The sequence below is a fragment of the Kribbella sp. NPDC050281 genome (assembly GCF_040655855.1).
Classification (GTDB): Bacteria; Actinomycetota; Actinomycetes; order Propionibacteriales; family Kribbellaceae; genus Kribbella.
The window spans coordinates 342,074-358,686 of sequence record NZ_JBFAKS010000001.1; the positions used below are offsets into that span (position 1 = coordinate 342,074).

The following is a 16,613-nucleotide window of genomic DNA, read 5'->3' on the forward strand; positions in this document are numbered from 1 at the left end:
ATACAGTTCTGTATTGAATACACAACCGTATTGAACGGGGAATGGGATGCAGCTCGATGCCAGCCGGATCAGTGTGCGCGGCCCACACGCACCGATGCTGGGCACCACATCGGTGGGCGTCGCCGACCATCAGGTCGTGCTGCTGGCGGGCTACCCAGGCCCCGGCCATGTCGCGGCAGCACTCGGACTGTCCGGTCGGTTGCGACCCGACACCGGCCGGGTGCGGCTGGACGGCGCGACTGACGCCGCCCTGCTTCGCCGCCGGGTCGCTGTGGTCGACGCACCCGGCATCACCGAGCCGGACGACGCGCTGCCCGTGCAGACCGTGGTTGGCGAAGAGCTGGCGATCGCTGGACGCAAGGCCGGCCGGAAGGCCGTACTGGAGTGGCTCGACGAGCACGATGCGGCACAGCACGCGGGCAAGCGCTTCGAGCACCTACCGGTCGCCGAGCGGACCGAGTTGCTCGCCGAGCTGACAGTGGCGCGACCCGACGTACAAGTAGTCATCCTGACGATGCCGGACCGCCACGGCGGCGATCCGCATGAGTGGTACGCCCTCGGCCGCCGCCTGGCGTCCCGCGGGTACGGCGTGATCATCACCTGTGCTGACGCATCGGCACGACTCCTGGGTGTGCCGGCTGCACAGCTCGGCTCTGTCGATCAGCCCGAGCCGATCCAGGTTGCGCCCGTCGCGCCGGTGGAACCTGTGACTGCCATTGATGAGGAGCTGAAGGCGTGACCGCGCTGCGGATGGCGTTGAGTGAGCTGCGGCGGTTGACCGCGGGACGATTGCCGAAGCTGGCGGTGGTCGCACTGCTGCTCGTGCCGGTCCTGTACGGCGGCCTCTACCTCTACGCCAACCACGATCCGTACAGCCGCCTCGACAAGATCCCCACCGCTGTCGTGGTGGAGGACGCGGGTACGACGCTGTCCACCGGCGAGAAGCTGAATGTCGGGCCGGAGGTCGCGGACGAACTGGTCAAGTCGAAGAGCTTCGACTGGCACAAGGTGGACCGTGCGGCCGCCACCGACGGCGTGTCGGACGGGACGTACGAGTTCGCTCTGGTGCTGCCGAAGTCGTTCTCGGGCGACCTTGCGTCGAGTGCCGAGTTCACACCCCGGCAGGCGAATCTCGAGCTGCTCACCAACGACGCCAACAACTACCTCGCCCACACGATCGCGAACCAGGTCGTCGCGCAGGTCACCAAGACCGTCGCGGCACAGGTGAGTGAGACCGCGGCGAGCAAGCTGCTGGCCGGTTACAACACGATCCACACGCAGGTCAGCCAGGCAGCATCTGGTGCCGCGCAACTGCAGACTGGTCTTACCAGCGCCGCGTCCGGGGTCACCAAGCTCCAGACCGGCGCGACCCAGCTCAACACCGCGCAGAAGCAGCTCTCCGCCGGCGCGACCAAGCTGGCGACCGGGACCAGCCAGGCGTCTCAGGGCGCGACCGAGCTCGCGTCCGGAGCGAGCAAGCTGGACTCCGGCCTCGGCACTCTCGAGCGCAAGACCGCGACCTTGCCGAAGCAGACCAAGACGCTTGCCAACGGCGCCGATCAAGTGGCCGACGGCAACGAGAAGGTCGCCACCGCCGGACGCCAGGTCGCTACCGCGTCCAGCACCCTGGTCAAGGATCTGAGCACGGTGGACGGCACACTGGCGCAGCGGCTGAAGGCCCGTGGCTTCACGCAGGCGCAGATCAACGAGGTGCTCGCCGAGACCGCAAAGCTGCGTGCGCCAGTCGTCACCGCGAACACGAAGATCCAGTCGACCTCCAAGCAGCTCAACCAACTCGCGACCGGCGCCCGCAAGGTTTCGAACGGCGCCGCCGCCTTGGCCAAGGCAACGCCGGCGCTGACGAACGGCATCGGTACGGCGGCCAACGGCGCGAAGCAACTCGACACCGGTGCGGGCCAACTCAAGACCGGACTGACGAGCCTGCAGACCGGCGCCCAGCAACTCGCGGCCGGTGAGAAGCAGGCGGTGACCGGCCAGGGCCAGCTGCTCACCGGCGTGAACAGCCTGGCCGGTGGAGTCACCCAGCTGAAGACCGGCGCCACCCAGCTCAACGCCGGGCTGGCCAAGGGCGTCCAGCAGATTCCCAACCCGTCTGCCGACCAGCGCAAGGCGGTGGCCGAGACCCTCGGCGCACCCGTCACGCTGCAGAACGTCTCCCAGGCGACCGCGGACAGCTACGGCGCCGGGCTGGCTCCGTTCTTCCTCAGCCTCGCCTGCTGGATCGGCGCCTACGTACTGTTCCTGCTGGTTCGGCCGCTGTCGCCGCGGGCACTGGCCGCGTTACAGTCGCCGTTCCGCGTCGCCCTCGGCGGATGGTTGCCTCCAGCCCTCTTCGGCGCGATCCAGGCGGCACTGGTGTTCACCGCGGTCACACTCGGCCTCGGTATCCACGCTGCGCATCCGTGGCTGACCGTCGGCTTCCTGATCCTGACGTCGTTCACGTTCGTCGCGATCCTGCACGCGTTGTCCGCCTGGTTCGGTGCCGTCGGCAAGTTCCTCGGCTTGGTCCTGATGGTGATCCAGCTGGTCAGCGCCGGCGGCACCTTCCCGTGGCAGACGATCCCGGCGCCGCTGTACTTCTTCCACCACGCGCTCCCGATGAGCTACGCGATCGACGGCGTACGCCACCTCATGTACGGCGGCCCCGGCACCTCCCTAGGCCGCGACCTCCTAGCCCTGGCCGCCTGGTTCGCCGTAGCCCTAGCGGCCTCGACCCTAGCCGCCCGCACCCAACGAGTCTGGCCCGCCAAGAAGCTCCAACCGGAGCTGGCCATCTAAACCCGCGCCCACCACGTCCTGTTCAGCGTCGACTTTGTGCATCGGATCCGCATCCCAGCGGCGATTCGGTACGTACGCGGTGCACAAAGTCGACGAGATCGCGAGTCGCCGGCCGTCAGTTGGCGGCGAGGACGCCAGCGGCGGTGAAGGTGTAGGTGGTGTTGGCGATGGTGAGGGACCGGATCGCGCCGTGCCAGGCGTTGTCCCGGCCCTTGCCGACGCCGGCGGAGATGAACTTCGCGTCGTCGCCCAGCTTGGACAGCGCCTCGGTCAGCGTGCACCGCGAACCGTTGATGCCGCACCGGTCGGTGCCGGTGTTGAAGTACGTACCGGTGAAGCCCCAGTGGTTCCCCGTGTCGGCCTTCGCGTCGATCGAGGTCCAGGCGTTCGACGCCGACCGCCAGCGCCCCGTTGTGGTGTCCTGCCGGACTAGACCGGCAGGAGCTTCCGGGGGTCACATCGGTGTGAGAACACGGAGCGTTACATCGGCGCCGGAAGTATTTTGGTTGCCCCCGGCTCCTGCCCAAACCCACGGCCCGTGCGAGCTACCTGTTGACGAAGGCGGCGGTTTCGGAGAGGAGGCGGTTGGTGGTGGGCTGGTCGAAGAAGGTGATGAGGGCTTCGTAGGCGCCGGAATCGGCGGCGGACGGGTCGACGATGTAGCCGTAGTAGCCGTCCGTGTAGCCGACGACGCGGGTGATCGGGTGCGTACTGTCCGCCTGCAGGCAGGCGCCGTGCAGCGCGAACAGTTCGACCGGCAGGTTGACCCAGCACACGTCGCCCATCGTCACCACGCTGACCGGCAGGTCCAGCGTCTCCGGCAACGATGCAGCGGCCATCAGCGCCTGGCCGCGCGCACCGTCGAGCCGGGTCTGCGCGATCCGGGACGACGGGTCGTCGATGCCGTCACGCAAGGATCGCTCGGCCGTGGCGACGGCCGAGGCCCGATCGTCGGCCGAGGGTAGATCGCGGACCGGCAGGCTGATCGTCGTACGGCGGATGACCGGGACCGACCGGGGTAGCTCGAGGCCCGGGCCGGCCAAGGCCTCGCGGACCCGGGACGCGAGCAGACCGCCCAATCGGGCGACCTCGACGGCGCCGCGGCCCTGGCGCGTGAAGCGCGGACTGACGTCGCCGGCGGCACCCTGGAGGTAGCCGACCACCGCGGGTGCCAGTGCTGCACGGGCAGCGCCGGGCCAGTCGGCGGAGTACTGCAGGTTCTCCGGGCCGTGGGTTGTCGGGTGGCAGGCGAAGTCCAGCAGGATCGCCTCCAGCGAGCCGTCGAGGGAGTGAAGCGCGAGGATGCCGGCGGTGTTGTCGTGCGGACCGTTCCGCCGGTGCCGGTTGGTGCCGACCCCGACCACCTCGATCGATCGCCAGGACGCCGTCACCGGACGGCGCTCCAACGTCGCATTGGCGATCGACGCGCTCAGCGCCTCGTACAGCGCCGGCTCCCGCTCGGCCGGGATGACCGGGTGGATCTGGCCGGTCCAGCCGGACGGCCCGGAGTGCGTGTGCGACGCGGACACCACCACGTTCTCCGGCGGGATCCCGGCCACCTTGGCTGCGGCCGCGGCCAGTTCCGTGGTCAGTTGCTTGCCCACAGCAATCGCGTCCAGAGTCAGCCACAGCACCCCCGGGTCGTCCGCCGTACCGAGCCAGATGATGGTGGCTCGCAACGGGTCCGCGGCACCGGTCGCGGGAGCAGTCCGGGCCGCGTACCCGTCCAGGCGGTGCCCGGGCGGCGGGGTGACGTCGAGCGACGTCGCGGCGAGCAGGAGATCGGTCACTTGAGGGCTCCAGCCGTCATACCGGTGCTGATCTGTCGATGGAAGGCAAGATAGACCGCCAGCACGGGGAGGATCGAAATGGTCAGTCCGGCGAACAGGCCGGAGAAATCACTGTGGTACCCCTGCGTCACCGCGATGTTCGCCAAACCCTGGGTGACCAGGTAGCGACTCTCGTCGGTGTTCAGCACCAGCGGGAGCAGGTACTCGTTCCACATCCCGAGGAACTGGAAGATGCCGATGCTGACCAGCCCGGGGCGGGCCAGCGGCAGCATGATCCGGAACAGCACACCCCAGTGTGAGCAGCCGTCGACGAGCGCCGCCTCGGCGAGTTCCTTGGACTGGGTCCGGAAGAACGCGGTCAGGAAGAACACCGAGAACGACATGCCGTGTGTCGCGTAGACGAGGATCAGGCCGAGGTACGTGTTGAGTAGACCCAGGTTCTGAACCACGAAGAACAACGGCACGAGGGCCATGAACCCAGGGAACACCATGCCGCCAACAAAGACGTAGTACAGCAGCCGGCTGCCCGGGAACTCGAAGCGCGCGAGCACGTACGCGACGGCGGACGACAGCAGCAGGGTCAGCAGTACGCCGCCGCAGACGACGATCACACTGTTGAAGAAGTACGTGCCGATGTGGGACTCGTTCCAGGCCCGGGAGAAGTTGTCCCAGTGCCACACCGACGGCAGACTCCACGGACTCTTGAAGATGTCCGCGTCGGACTTGAAGGAGCTGAGCACCGCCCAGAGCAGCGGGAACACCACCATCGCGCCCCAGACCAGCACGAACCCCTGGGACGTGCCGCCCAGCACCCGCGATCCCACGGTCCGCCCTGTCGGTGGATCCGGTACGGCGGGAGCCGGGGCGGCGTCGATCCGGGCCGGATCCGTCAGAGTGGCCACCTGTGCTCCTCAGTATTCGACCCGCTCACGGCGGGTCAGCCGGAACGTCAGCAGGGTCAGGATCATGTTGATGGCGAACAGCGTTACCCCGATCGCCGAGGCGTAACCGAACTTCCCGTAGGTGAAGGCGTTCGTGTACATGTACAGCGAGATCACCTGGGTCGCGTCGTCCGGTCCGCCCGGCCCGACCGACAGGATCTTCACCAGCGCGAACAGGTCCAGCGCGCCGATCACCTGGAACGCGAGCGCGACCTGGACGGTGTTCCAGATCAGCGGCAGCGTCAGCCGCCAGAACGACTGGAGCGCGCCGGCGCCGTCGAGCAGCGCCGCCTCGTACAACTCCCGCGGGATCGCCGCCATCGCCGCGGTGAACAGGACGACGTAGAAGCCGACGCCACCCCAGACGACCACAGCCATGATCGAGCCGAGCGCGGTCTTCCCTTCGCCGAGCCACAGCTGGGCCAGACCGTCCAGCCCGATCGCCCGCAGGAACCCGTTCAGCAATCCGTTCCGCGGCTCGAAGATGAACTGCCACAGCACGCCGACGATGGCGATCGACAGCACGCTGGGGAAGAAGTACACGACCTTGTAGAACTTCGCGCCCGGTACGCCGCCGCGGTAGTTCAGCATCGCGGAGAAGAACAGCGACAGCGTGACGATGATCACCGGCAGACTGATCAGCAGGAACAGGTTGTGCCGCAGTGCGACCCAGAACACCGAGTCGTGGAACAGCGTGACGAAGTTGTCGAACCCGATGTAGTGGTAGTCCGCCGACAGGCCCTCCCAGTCGGTGAACGCGATCGGGAAGGCCTGCACGTACGGCGAGACCACGAACACGGCGTACAAGCCGAGTGGGATCAGCAGCAGGCTGAGGACGAACCGGTACTTGCCGTGGTGCATGTCAGACGTGGAACTTCTTGATCGACGGGTCCTTGGCGGTCTCGTCGGCGTACTTCTGCATCTGCTTGCTCCACTCGTCCGGCGTCACCTCGCGGTTCATCAGCGCCGCCATCGCCTTGTCCGAGTTGTCGAGCAGCTTCTTGTACCAGAGCCGGAACGACCAGTCGGCGAACATGTTCGCGCCGGCCGCGGTGATCACGTCCTGCATGGACTTGTTCGCGGACGACAGCTCGACGCCGTCGGACGCGCCCTGCACCACGGTCAGCGACTTGGTCACCTGGGTGAAGTTCTTCATGCACTGCTTGGACAGGATGATCCGCAGCAACTCCAGGCCGCCCTGCGGATTCTTCGCCTTGGCCGGCACGATCAGCGCCCCACCCGGGCCGCCGGTCACCGTCTCGAACGGCGCCTTGTCGTCCTTCGACCAGCCCGGGACCGGCACCATCGTCATGCCGAGGTCCTTGGGCGCGATGGCGCCCAGCTCGTTCTCCAGCCAGCCGCCGCACGGGATGAACACGGCCTTGCCCTGCGCCCAGTAGGTCTGCGACTGCGTGTGCGACAGCGCCTGCGATCCCTCCAGCAGGTAGCCCTTCGCGGCCAGCTCCTGGTAGCCCTCGGCGGCCTGGATCAGGGCCGGATCCCGCCAGGCGTTCGGCTCGAGGTTGTCGACCTTCTTCTTCAGGTCCGGCCCGGCCGCCTTGTACGCCGTCATCAGCATCGGGTTGGTCAGATAGCCGGGGAACTTGCCCTGGTAGGTCCACGGCGCGATCCCGGTCTTCTTGATCTCCTCGCAGAGTGCGAGCATCTCGTCCCAGTGCTTGGGGTAGGTCCAGCCGTGCTTGTCCATCAGCGGCTTGCTGTACCAGATCCCGCCGACGCCGAACACGTACGGCATCTCGTACTTCACGCCGTCGTACCGGCCGGCCTCGGCGACGCCCGGCAGCAGGGTGTCCTTGACCTTCTTGCCGGGCTCGTCGTACGCGTCCATCTCGAGCAGCGCGCCGATGTCCATGACCTGCTTCTTGGCGGCCAGGGCGGCGCCGTCGAGGCCGACGTTCTCGATCAGGTCCGGCGGGTCGCCCTGGATGAAGCGGGGCTGGAGCTGCTGCTGGAGTTGCTGGCCGCTGGTCAGCTTCACCTCCGCCTGCGGGAACTCCTTGCGGTAGAGGTCCAGCGGCATCGTGGTCCATTCCTTGCCGTAGCCGCCGTCGAAGTTGAAGAACTCCAGCGGCTTCGAGCCGTCCACCGAGGCGCCGGTACTCGCGGCCGGCGCGGACTTGTCGGCGACCGGCTTCGCACAGGAGGCGAGCGCCGCCACGGCGGGCGCGGCCAGCGCCACGCGGAGGAGGGTACGGCGGTCGACCTTGCCGGCAATGCTCATGTGTCGCGTCCTCTCCCAGGGTTGAGTTGCGTCATGGATACGCCGCCCGGAACTCGCGCGGAAGAGGATTCGACCCTCGTCGACAAGGTGGGCTAGACCACTCGGATGGCCTATGTCCCCGGGATCGCCTCGACCAGTCGGGCCGTGATGTCCATCGGATTCGTGATCGCGTGACCGACCACGACGGCGTACGCGCCCGCATTGCACACAGCGCGGACGTGTTCGGGCGTACGAATCCTGCCTTCGGCAACGATCGGGCAGTCCAGCTTCGCCGCGAGCTGCCGGACCAGCTCGACGTCTGGTCCGGTCGGCGACGTGCCATTGGTATACCCGGACAGCGTGGTCGCGACCAGGTCGGCGCCCGCCGCACGGGCCGCGAGACCCGCGTCGACACTGTCCACATCGGCCAGTACCTGTACGCCGAGCTCCTCGTGGATCCGGGCGATCTGCTGGTCCAGCCGTTGCCCGTCCGGCCGCGGCCGCATCGTGCCGTCCAGCGCGATCAGGTCGGCCCCGGCCCGGGCCACCCCGACGGCCGAGTCGTACGTCGGGGTGATGAAGACGCCGGCCGGATCGCCGAGTTTGTTCAGCCCGATGATCGGCAGGTCCGTCACTGCCCGGATCGCGGCCACGTCGAGCGCTCCGTTCGCCCGGATCGCCCCGGCCCCGCCCGCCTCGGCCGCGCGGGCCATCAGCGCCATCGCCTCGGGCGAGTAGAACGGATTGCCGGGCCCGGCCTGGCAGGACACCACGAGGGTGCCGTGGGCAAGAACTCTCATCGTCTGTTGTCACCCCCGAGCGAAGCGAGGGCGCCCTTTCTCTTGTGTCTTGCGGTGGATCACGGTGAGATCGGCATACGGCTGCAGCGATCCGGTCGCGAGCCGCTCGGCGCCGTCGAGCGAGTTGCCGACGGCAGGGGTCAGCCGTGCACGGGCCGACAGCGCCGCGCGGACCGGCTCCAGCAACTGATCGCCGGCACCGCGGAACAGCCCGCCGACACACGCGACCGGCACCGGTCCTTCGCCGGCCAACTGCGCGACGGCCGCGTTGATCGTCTCGCCGATGTCCCCAGCTGCCTGTACGACGAGGTCCGCGGCAACCGGGTCCCCTTCGGCGGCACAGCGCAGTACGTCGGGAGCGAAGCGGGCAACGTCGTCGACCAGCGTCGCGGATCGATAGAGCGTGACCGGATCGAGCGGGGTGTCCGCGAGCTTCGTCACCGGGCCGCGGCCGTCGCGGGCGCGCTGGACGGCGACCAGACCGGCACGGCCGATCGCGAAGGCACTGCCAGCGTCGCCGAACAGGTACCCGTGTCCGTCGAGCTTGTGCCAACTGCCGTCGCGATCCAGCGCGAGACAGACAAGTCCGGTGCCTGCGGCAACCACCACGCCATACCCGTCGGGCAGGGCGCCGGCGTGTGCGGTCACCATGTCCTGCGTCAGCCGCACCTCGTCGGCGTCCAGCAGTTCGCCGACGTCCGCCGCGAACTCTTCCGCGGCTCCCGGAGCAGGCGGGTAGCCCGTCAACCCGAGAGCGACCACCTCGACCGGTCCGCTCACACCTGCCTCGGCGGCGGCCGCTCCGATGGCGGTCAGCATCCGTCGGAGTGCGTCCGGGCCGTGGGTGTACCCAGGGCCTGTACCGGTACGCCGGGACGGGAGGGCTCGGAGTCGGAGGGCGGACTGACCGCCGTCAATGGCGAGGTGAGTCATGCGGTGATCCAGTGTGAGTAGTCCTGCCACGGCAGGTGCCAACGGTTCACCTTGCGGGTCCGGCGGTCCTGTCCGGCGATGTCGTTGGCGACCAGGCGGACGGTTCCGAGCGTCTCGTCGTACAGCACGGCGGGCGAACCGGTGAAGTGCAAGGTGCCGACAGGTTCCCACGGGGTGTGGCCGCCGCGCACGTCGATCATCGAGCAGTGGTGGATCCGGCGGTCCACACCGAGCACGTACACCTCGACCGCGTCGGCGCCGGGGTTGAACGCGACCACCGGGTCGTCGGCCAGTTCCAGTTCGCCAACTTGTTGCCACCGGCCCTGACCGACGCGGTCGTCCAGGTAGGTGTGGTGCAGGTGGCCGTCCGCGCCGCGGACATAGATCTCGGTCGATCGGGCCGGCTCGTTCCGCGCCCAGACCGGTTCACCGGCTGCGACCAACTCGCCGAGCACTGCCTGAGCGCCGTCCTGGGTGCGGACGATCCGGGCGTCGTCACGCCGCGCGAAGCCGACCGGTGCCGGGCGTCCGGTGAGGATCGCGTCGAACTCTGCCTGGACCTTGGCGACGGTGACGCTGTGCCCGGTGCTGGGCTCGGGCGGGAAGAAGGGGTCGCCGCTCAGGTAGAGCATCGCGCCGATCAGCGCGGGCGCCACGGACCAGCCGGTCTCGACGCAGTACGGTCCCCAGCCGAGGTCCGCGTTCGAACCGAAGTACTCCCACGCTTCGAAGTCGAACGCCCGCTGCCAGGTCCCGTCGAGTTGCTCGTCGTCCGGGTCGTCGATCTGGATCCGGCTCAGATAGTCGAGTACGCCGTGCGCCAGCTCCTCGAACACCTTCTCCCCGGTGACCTGGTGCGCGAGCGGCAGCGCCCAGGCGGCGAACGGGGTGCCGTACAGCTGGTCGGTGATCGGGTCGCCATTCGCCTGGAAGATCGACGCCTCGTCGACGCCGTACGCCTCGTTGCTCGGCGGACACTTCCCGTCCCACTCGGCGAACCCGCCGTCCGGGCCCTGCCGGCTCTTCAGGTACTCCGCCAGCGAGCGGAGCGTATCCAGGTAGAGGGGCTTGCGGGTGTAGTGGTAGGCGCCGACGAGCGGGAGGAGGAAGCGGCCGGCCTCACAGGTCCGGCTGGTCTCCAGGCGGGCGCGCGGATGATGGCTCGCCATGTGGTCCAGTCCGCGGGTGGCGATGTCGAGGTACCGCTGCTCACCGGTCAGGCCGTACGCGTACAGGTAGGCGCACTGTGCCGAGCTCTGCCAGTGCGAGGTCAGGTCGAGGCCGTCCTCGATCGGGGTCCGGGCGATCTCCTCCCAGCCCTTCACCAGGATCGTCGACGGGGTTCGCCATGGGTCGACCTGCAGGCCGAACTCCTCGCTCGCGGTCCGCATCAGCGACTCGACGCCGCGCAGCCCGGCCTCGGTCGCACCGGAGATCAGCGCGAAGAGGGAGATCCAGCCGTTGTCGTCGGCAAACAGGTTGTTCGTCGCGGTCAGGTCGGTGCGTGCTCCACGCGGTTCCCAGGCGCCATACAACTGGTTGCGGTCGGTGAGCTGTTCCTCCTCGACCACGAGACACATCAGGTTGTCGGCGATCGTGTGACCGCGCGGGAAGTCCGCCAGGTCGGCGTACATCCGGAAGGCGTGCGCGGTCTGGGTGAAGCAGTCGCCGCGCGGAACCGGACGGAACGGGAGTCTGCCGTCGACGTCGACCTCGTTGGAGAAGCCTTCCGCGACGCCCTTGGACCCGTCCGGCCGGGCGTAGAACATACCGGCCCGGTCGAACCACGCAATGCCTCTGTCGACCATCCGGCGATAACGCTCCGCCCGCGGCCCGACCCTGACGGTCGTTTGCTGGTCGCCGACGGTGAAGGTGTGTTCGCCGTCGTCGAGGTACTGCGGCTCGGATTCGAACCTCCCGGTCGCCGTCTCGATCAGGTCGAGATCCGGGGACGACGGCTTGGTCGCGGACCGCACGACCAGACGGACCGGCTCGCCGGACGCAACCCAGACACGCGGCTCGGTGAAGACCTCGAGGTCCGGTGCGATCTCGGTGCCGGTGACCTCGGCGACGATCACCTGCATCAGGCGCCGCCAGCGGCGTACCGGCTTGTAGCGGCCCTCGAGGTGGTGGCTGAGTGCGGTCGTGGCGTAGAGCAATCGGCCGTCGCCGACCGGGATGTCCAGGAGGGCTGGGAAGGTGTGTTCGGGTGGACCGAAGACGGCCTTGTGCGTGCCGGCGACCGTGCCGTAGCTGAGCAGCTCGACCGCGTTGCTCGGGGCGGCTACTTCCTGAGCGCGGGACAGGTGCTCGTCCAGGATGCTGAGCGGCTCCAGCCCTGGCAGCGCCGCCGTGGTGAAGATCCGCTCGATGTGCGCCTCCCGCACGTCCCCGGCCGGCAGGAACCCGGTCGCGTCGAGGGCGAACTCGACGTACGCCGATCCGCCTGAAGCGACGTACTGCGCCAGCGCGCCGGTATCGAGGTGGTCGGGTTCCGGATAGCGGCCGGCGAGGACGAACACCGCACGATGACCGGAGAGCTCGGCGGGCTGGGCGTCGTACCGGACGTAAGGGAGTCCGGCCCGGTCGAGGGCACCGGTGAGCGTGGCCGCCGGGCCGGGTGGTCCGATGACGGCGACAGGCGCTGATGCGGTCACCGGTTCACTGTCGCCGACTCCGCCCGGCCGGGTAAAGCACCTTGAGTAGACCACTCGGGGCTTCCGGGACACGCCGGTCTCACCCGGTCCGCCGATGGGCGCCTGCTGACCGGCCACGGCCTCTAGGGTCATTCGCCATGGGTGACTTCAACGGGCTCGACGTTCATCTCGGCAACGTGGCGCGGTTGTCGGCGGCACGGACCTACTCGATCAGTGCGGAGAATCCGGACGGCGCGAAGGCGGGCGGCGCCCGGGCGACCGAGGGCGCGTATTCACGACAGGCCCGCGAGCTCGGCCCGGGCTGGAAGATGGCGCCGTGCATCCCGCTCGCACCGGAGTCGACCACGACGATCGCGGACATCGAGGGACCGGGAGCGATCACGCACGTGTGGATCACGGTCGACTCGAAGCTGTGGCGGTCGCTGGTGCTGCGCGCGTACTGGGACGACGAGGAGACGCCGTCGATCGAAGTGCCGCTGGGCGACTTCTTCTGCAACGGCTGGGGTCAGCACTGCCAGGTCAGCTCGGTGCCGATCGCGGTGAACCCGTCCGGCGGTTTCAACAGCTACTGGCAGATGCCGTTCCGCGGCCGCGCCAAGCTGACGATCGAGAACCTCTTGGAGACGGAGGTCCCGGAGCTCTTCTACCAGGTCGACTTCGTCAAGACCGAGGTCCCGGACGACACGGCGTACCTGCACGCGCAGTGGCGACGCAGCAACCCGATCCCGTACGGCGAGGTGCACACGCTGCTCGACGGCGTCCGCGGCCAAGGGCAGTACGTCGGCACGTACGTCGCGTGGGGCTGCAACAACTCGGGGTGGTGGGGTGAGGGCGAGGTCAAGTTCTACCTCGACGGCGACGACGAGTACCCCACCATCTGCGGGACCGGGACCGAGGACTATTTCGGCGGCGCGTGGGGGTTCATCCACCCGGAGGGCGTGTACGCGACGTTCACGACGCCGTACCTCGGGATGCCACAAGCGATCCAGCCGGACGGGTTCATGAAGAACCAGCAGCGGTTCGGGCTCTACCGCTGGCACATCGCCGACACGATCCGCTTCACCGAGGACCTGAGGGTCACCGTCCAGGCCCTCGGCTGGCGGCGCGACGGCCGGCTGCTGCAACTCCAGGACGACGTGGCCTCCACGTCGTACTGGTACCAGACCGAGCCGCACGCACCGTTCCCTCCGCTGCCGGGAAAGGACTACCTCGAGGTCGTTTAGCTGTGGTGCTGTGCAAACGGACAGGAGGTGTCACCTGTGGCATGAACTTGTGCCGCTCGTCGAACCTGCTCGGCGGACGAATTGAACCGACACCTCCTGTCGAGCTGCACGGAGCTGCACTAGATCTCGATGTTGGACATGACGTGCTTGATGCGGGTGTAGTCCTCCAGGCCGTACATGGACAGGTCCTTGCCGTGGCCGGAGTGCTTGAAGCCACCGTGTGGCATCTCGGCGACGATCGGGATGTGGGTGTTGATCCAGACGCAGCCGAAGTCGAGGCGGCGGGCCATCCGCATCGCGCGGCCGTGATCGCGGGTGAACACCGACGAGGCCAGGCCGTACTCGACGCCGTTGGCCCAGCGCAGTGCCTCGTCCTCGTCGGTGAACCGCTGGACCGTGATGACCGGGCCGAAGATCTCCTGCTGGATCGCCTCGTCGTCCTGCCTCAGACCGGAGACGACCGTCGGCGCGTAGAAGTACCCGCGCTCGCCGACGACCGCACCGCCGGTCCGCACCGACGCGTGGTCGGGCAGGCGATGGACGAAGCCGTCCACCCGGTGCAACTGAGCCTCGTTGTTCAAGGCGCCGTACGCGACGTCAGGGTCGTCGGGGCGGCCGGTACGGGTGCGGTTGGCGCGGACGGTGAGCGCGTCGACGAAGTCGTCATGGATCCGGGGACCGGCCAGCACCCGGGTCGCGGCGGTGCAGTCCTGCCCTGCGTTGTAGTAGCCGGCGTCGGCGATCGCCTCCGCGGCCTGCTCCAGGTCGGCGTCGTCGAAGACCACTACCGGCGCCTTGCCACCGAGTTCGAGGTGAGTGCGCTTGAGCTGCCGGGCCGCCGACGACGCGACCTCCATCCCGGCCCGGACCGAACCGGTGATGGCAACCAACTGCGGGATCTCGTGGTCGACCAGAGCACGGCCGGTGTCGCGGTCGCCGCAGACGACGTTGAACACACCCGGTGGCAGGAACTCGTTGCACAGTTCGGCGAGGAGCACGGTCGATGCCGGGGTGGTGTCGCTCGGCTTGAGCACGATCGTGTTGCCGGCGGCAAGGGCCGGTGCGATCTTCCAGACCGCCATCATCAGCGGGTAGTTCCACGGCGTCACCTGACCGACGACGCCGATCGGTTCGCGGCGTACCCACGACGTGTGGCCGGCCAGGTACTCGCCCGCCGAGCGGCCCTCCAGCACCCGCGCCGCACCGGCGAAGAACCTTAACTGGTCCACACAGGGCGGCACCTCGTCGGTCGCGGCGATCGCCAGCGGCTTCCCAGTGTTGCGGCTCTCCACCGCGATGAACTCGTCCGCGCGTCGCTCCATCGCGTCGGCGATCCGGAGCAGGGCCAGCTGCCGCTCGGCCGGCGTGGTGTCGCGCCAGGTCTCGAACGCCCGCGCGGCCGCGGTCATCGCCTGATCCACGTCCTCCGGACCCGACAGCGGCGCGCGGGTGTACGTCTCGCCGGTGGCCGGCGCGATCACGTCGTACGTCGCTCCGCTCTGGGCCGGGACCGGCTTGCCGTCCACGAGGTTGGTGAGGGTTTGCTCCATGACCGTCCCTTATCTCGTTGAGTGATCACCGAAGACGCACTCGCCCTCGACATAGGTGGCCCGCACTCGGGCGGCTCCGATCTCGTCGGTCGGGCCCGTGAACGGGTCCCGGTCGAGGAGGACCAGATCCGCGAGCGCTCCACCCTCGATCCGGCCGGAATCGTCGGCATGGTTCAGCCAGGCACTCCCCGACGTGTACGCCGCCAGCGCGGTACTCAGGTCCAGGGCCTGCTCGGGAAGGAAGGCGTCGGGATCGCCTGGCGCCCGGCGATTCACCGCGACGTGGACGGCGGCCAGCGGGTCGGGGCTCGACACCGGCCAGTCGGAACCGGCCGCGAGCCGGGCACCGGAGCGCGCGAGGTCGCCGAAGGGGTACTGCCACGAGGTTCGCTCCGGACCGAGGAACGGGATGGTCAGCTCGACCATCTGTGGGTCGTACACCGCCCACAACGCCTGCAGGTTCGCGGCGACTCCGAGGCGAGCGAACCGGCCGATGTCGTCAGGGTGGATCACCTGAAGATGCGCGATGTGGTGCCGCAGGTCGCTGTCGCCGTTCTCCGTCCATGCCGCCTCGAACGCATCCAGCGCCTCCCGGACGGCGCGGTCGCCGATGGCGTGCACGTGGACCTGAAATCCTGCGGCGTCCAGCTGTGTGACATGGCTCCGCAAGGCGATCGGGTCCACGAACGAGAGACCGGCGTTGGCGGTCCGGCAACCGCAGCCGTCGAAGTACGGCTCGAGCATGCCCGCGGTGAAGTTCTCCGCCACGCCGTCCTGCATGATCTTCACGCTGTCCGCCCGGAACCGCGGGAACTTCACCGCATCCCGTCGTTCGATGAGTTCCTGCAGTTGCTCGGCGCCACGGTCCCGCTGCCACCACAGCGCGCCGACGACTCGTGCCGTCAGCCGTCCGTCGCGAGCGAGTTCGGCGTACGCCGGGGTCGCGTCGCTGAGGTTCGCGTAGTCGCCGAGGATGGCGTCCTGCCAGCCGGTGACGCCGAGCGAGTGGAGGTAGGCCTGCGCGTCGAGGAGGGCGGCGACCTGCTCGTCGTGGGTCGTCGGCGGGACCAGGCGGCCGACGAGACTCATGGCGCCCTCGTGCAGTGTCCCGGTCGGCGTGCCGTCAGGGCCGCGCTCGATCCGGCCGTCCGGTGGGTCCGGTGTGGTCGCGTCGATCCCGGCGTACTGGAGCGCCTTCGTGTTGACCCAGGCGCCGTGGTGGTCCGCGTTCACCAGGAAGGCCGGACGGTCGCCGGTGACCGCGTCGAGGTCGGCTTTGAGCGGCGCGGCGCCGGGGAAGTCGGGCTGATGCCAGCCGCCGCCGAGGATCCACGGGACGTCCGGGTGCGAGGCGACGTACTGCGCGATCGTCTCCTGGTACGCCCTGAGTCCGTGGGCGGGTGAGAGGTCGCAGTGGGCGCGTTCGAGGCCGCCCTGCACCGGGTGGATGTGGGCGTCCACGAATCCGGGCAGCAGGAGGCCGCCGGCGAGATCGACCACCTCGGTCCGCGGACCACGCAGCCCGGCGGGGTCGGCGGTGACCGCCGAGATCCGGCCGGCCCGCACACCGACCGTCAGGCCCGATCGGTGGCGGTGGCCGTCGAAAATCGATCCGTTCACGAACAGGGTGTCCACCTTGGCAACCTTCCCGTGGTACGGATTTCGCATCAGAAGCCTATGCGAACCGATGACATCAACA

General features: G+C 68.6%; 12 protein-coding genes. 3 read left to right on the plus strand and 9 right to left on the minus strand.

All coding sequences use genetic code 11. The annotated features are described in order from the left end of the window. Positions 1-46: 46 nt before the first annotated feature. Together AB0I34_RS01765 and AB0I34_RS01770 are read left to right on the plus strand one after the other, a co-directional pair. Positions 47-739, plus strand: a complete 693-nt coding sequence (locus AB0I34_RS01765; RefSeq protein WP_360437691.1) for a hypothetical protein — start codon at positions 47-49, stop codon at positions 737-739. Further along, positions 736-2,799: a YhgE/Pip domain-containing protein gene (locus AB0I34_RS01770; RefSeq protein ID WP_360437694.1), complete on the plus strand. Its 2,064-nt coding sequence runs from the start codon at positions 736-738 to the stop codon at positions 2,797-2,799. Before AB0I34_RS01765 ends, AB0I34_RS01770 begins: the two co-directional genes overlap by 4 nt. Positions 2,800-3,344: 545 nt before the next feature. Here AB0I34_RS01770 and AB0I34_RS01775 read toward each other — a convergent pair. The 7 genes from AB0I34_RS01775 to AB0I34_RS01805 form a co-directional block, all read right to left on the minus strand. Then, positions 3,345-4,589, minus strand: a complete 1,245-nt coding sequence (locus tag AB0I34_RS01775; RefSeq protein WP_360437697.1) for a hypothetical protein — start codon at positions 4,587-4,589, stop codon at positions 3,345-3,347. Further along, the gene (locus AB0I34_RS01780) at positions 4,586-5,491 is read right to left on the minus strand and encodes a carbohydrate ABC transporter permease (protein ID WP_360437700.1); all 906 of its coding nucleotides are present in this window, start codon (positions 5,489-5,491) and stop codon (positions 4,586-4,588) included. Before AB0I34_RS01780 ends, AB0I34_RS01775 begins: the two co-directional genes overlap by 4 nt. A 9-nt stretch (positions 5,492-5,500) precedes the next feature. Then, a complete protein-coding gene (locus tag AB0I34_RS01785) occupies positions 5,501-6,391 on the minus strand; it encodes a sugar ABC transporter permease (RefSeq protein ID WP_360437703.1) in 891 nt (296 codons plus the stop codon). Position 6,392: 1 nt separating this feature from the next. Next, entirely contained in the window at positions 6,393-7,772 is a 1,380-nt protein-coding gene (ngcE, locus tag AB0I34_RS01790; RefSeq protein ID WP_360437706.1) for an N-acetylglucosamine/diacetylchitobiose ABC transporter substrate-binding protein, read from the minus strand. Between the two features lie 110 nt (positions 7,773-7,882). Further along, positions 7,883-8,551, minus strand: a complete 669-nt coding sequence (locus AB0I34_RS01795) for a putative N-acetylmannosamine-6-phosphate 2-epimerase (RefSeq protein ID WP_360437709.1) — start codon at positions 8,549-8,551, stop codon at positions 7,883-7,885. A 9-nt stretch (positions 8,552-8,560) separates the two neighbouring features. Next, positions 8,561-9,484: a BadF/BadG/BcrA/BcrD ATPase family protein gene (locus AB0I34_RS01800; RefSeq protein WP_360437712.1), complete on the minus strand. Its 924-nt coding sequence runs from the start codon at positions 9,482-9,484 to the stop codon at positions 8,561-8,563. Beyond that, positions 9,481-12,141 carry a hypothetical protein gene (locus AB0I34_RS01805; protein ID WP_360437714.1) on the minus strand — a complete coding sequence of 887 codons (2,661 nt, stop codon included), beginning with the start codon at positions 12,139-12,141 and terminating at the stop codon, positions 9,481-9,483. Before AB0I34_RS01805 ends, AB0I34_RS01800 begins: the two co-directional genes overlap by 4 nt. Before the next feature lie 137 nt (positions 12,142-12,278). Between AB0I34_RS01805 and AB0I34_RS01810 the strand changes: the two genes are divergently transcribed. Beyond that, complete coding sequence (locus tag AB0I34_RS01810; protein ID WP_360437716.1) at positions 12,279-13,364, plus strand: glycoside hydrolase family 172 protein; 1,086 nt, start codon at positions 12,279-12,281, stop codon at positions 13,362-13,364. Positions 13,365-13,483: 119 nt separating this feature from the next. Here the strand turns inward: AB0I34_RS01810 and AB0I34_RS01815 are convergent, their stop codons facing one another. Together AB0I34_RS01815 and AB0I34_RS01820 are read right to left on the minus strand one after the other, a co-directional pair. Then, positions 13,484-14,914 (minus strand): gamma-aminobutyraldehyde dehydrogenase, encoded by a 1,431-nt coding sequence (locus AB0I34_RS01815; RefSeq protein WP_360437719.1) that lies wholly within the window; start codon positions 14,912-14,914, stop codon positions 13,484-13,486. A gap of 9 nt (positions 14,915-14,923) precedes the next feature. Beyond that, positions 14,924-16,582 (minus strand): amidohydrolase, encoded by a 1,659-nt coding sequence (locus AB0I34_RS01820; RefSeq protein WP_360437722.1) that lies wholly within the window; start codon positions 16,580-16,582, stop codon positions 14,924-14,926. Between the last annotated feature and the right edge of the window lie 31 nt (positions 16,583-16,613).

Bases quoted from the DNA above. Each gene is read 5' to 3' on its own strand.
- AB0I34_RS01765 (WP_360437691.1), top strand. From the start codon at position 47: ATGCAGCTCGATGCCAGCCGGATCAGTGTGCGCGGCCCACACGCACCG.
- AB0I34_RS01795 (WP_360437709.1), bottom strand. From the start codon at position 8,551: ATGAGAGTTCTTGCCCACGGCACCCTCGTGGTGTCCTGCCAGGCCGGG.
- AB0I34_RS01785 (WP_360437703.1), bottom strand. From the start codon at position 6,391: ATGCACCACGGCAAGTACCGGTTCGTCCTCAGCCTGCTGCTGATCCCA.
- AB0I34_RS01800 (WP_360437712.1), bottom strand. From the start codon at position 9,484: ATGACTCACCTCGCCATTGACGGCGGTCAGTCCGCCCTCCGACTCCGA.
- ngcE (WP_360437706.1), bottom strand. From the start codon at position 7,772: ATGAGCATTGCCGGCAAGGTCGACCGCCGTACCCTCCTCCGCGTGGCG.
- AB0I34_RS01810 (WP_360437716.1), top strand. From the start codon at position 12,279: ATGGGTGACTTCAACGGGCTCGACGTTCATCTCGGCAACGTGGCGCGG.
- AB0I34_RS01820 (WP_360437722.1), bottom strand. From the start codon at position 16,582: ATGCGAAATCCGTACCACGGGAAGGTTGCCAAGGTGGACACCCTGTTC.
- AB0I34_RS01815 (WP_360437719.1), bottom strand. From the start codon at position 14,914: ATGGAGCAAACCCTCACCAACCTCGTGGACGGCAAGCCGGTCCCGGCC.